The organism is Kineococcus glutinatus (assembly GCF_039542765.1).
Classification (GTDB): domain Bacteria; phylum Actinomycetota; class Actinomycetes; order Actinomycetales; family Kineococcaceae; genus Kineococcus_A; species Kineococcus_A glutinatus.
Genome location: NZ_BAABIL010000404.1, coordinates 1 through 1,408, shown reverse-complemented (window position 1 = coordinate 1,408; position 1,408 = coordinate 1). Strand labels below are relative to the sequence as shown.

Below are 1,408 nucleotides of genomic sequence, written 5' to 3'. Positions count from 1 at the left end.
CATCAAGCGGTTCACCGAGCACCTCAACCCCCGCGGGGCGCGCGTGGTGGCGCTGGAGAAGCCCAGCGAGCGGGAGAGCACGCAGTGGTACTTCCAGCGCTACGTCGCCCACCTGCCGGCGGCCGGGGAGATCGTGCTGTTCGACCGGTCCTGGTACAACCGCGCCGGCGTGGAGCGGGTCATGGGGTTCACGACGCCGCTGGAGTACCTGGAGTTCATGCGCGAGACCCCCGACCTGGAGCGGATGTTCGTGCGCTCGGGCATCCGGCTGGTCAAGCTGTGGTTCTCCGTCTCCCGCGCCGAGCAGCGCACCCGGTTCCTCATCCGGCAGATCGACCCGGTGCGGCAGTGGAAGCTGTCCCCGATGGACCTGGCGTCGCTGGACAAGTGGGACGACTACACCGAGGCGAAGAAGGCGCTGTTCTTCTACACCGACACCGCCGACGCGCCGTGGACGGTGCTCAAGAGCAACGACAAGAAGCGGGCCCGGCTGGAGGCCATGCGCCACGTCCTCAGCCTCTTCGAGTACGACGGCAAGGACCCCGAGGTCGTCGGCACCCCCGACCCGCTGGTCGTGGGGTCCGCGGCGCAGGTGCTGGAGGACGACGAGGACATCGAGGAGCTTTACCCGCGGCTCTGAGCGAGGCCCCGGTGGGGTCCCGCGTGGAAGTCTGGGCCCGGCGCCAGGCTTTCCCCAGCCGGTTCCCAGGTCCGCACCCGAACTCTGGGACGTGCTGAGACGGCCTCAGCCATCGCCAGAGCGAAGGACACCATGAAGATCACCAAGAAGGTCGTGGCGGCCGGTACCGCCGGTCTCATCTCCGTCGGCGGGCTCGGGTTGATCGCCCTCGGCGCACAGACGGCCGCCGCCGCGACGAGCAGCACCGAGTCCGGCGCCACCAGCCGGCTGCAGGCGATCAAGGACGCCCTCGCCGGGCTCGTCACCGACGGCTCCATCACCCAGGAGCAGGCCGACGAGGTCGCGACCACCCTGGAGTCCTCCGACGCCCTGCGCGGCGGCCGCGGCGGCCACGGCGGCGGCTTCGGCGGCAAGGGCTTCGGCCTCGACGCGGCGGCCACCGCGCTCGGGATGAGCGCGGAGGACCTGCGCACCGCGCTGCAGGCCGACGGCGCCACCCTCGCCAGCATCGCGGAGGACGAGGGTGTCGACGAGCAGACCGTGATCGACGCCCTGGTGGCCGCGGCCACGGAGCGGCTGAACCAGGCCGTCACCGACGGCCGGCTGACGCAGGAGCAGGCCGACGAGCGCATCGCCGAGCTGCCCGAGCAGGTGAAGGAGCAGGTGGAGAGCGAGTTCCGCGGCGGCGCCGGCCGCGGCGCCGGCCCGCACGGCGGCGACGCCCCCGCGACCGACGGCGGCACGACCGAGGCGCCGAGCAGCACGACG

2 protein-coding genes are annotated in these 1,408 nt (G+C 72.2%); both read left to right on the top strand.

Features of this window, described 5'->3' with window-relative positions:
- Window positions 1-640: polyphosphate kinase 2 family protein (locus ABEB16_RS14680; RefSeq protein ID WP_486335987.1), on the top strand; the 640-nt coding region annotated here is incomplete at its 5' end.
- Between the two features lie 132 nt (window positions 641-772).
- On the top strand, window positions 773-1,408 hold a 636-nt coding region (locus tag ABEB16_RS14675; protein WP_345712980.1), incomplete at its 3' end, for a hypothetical protein.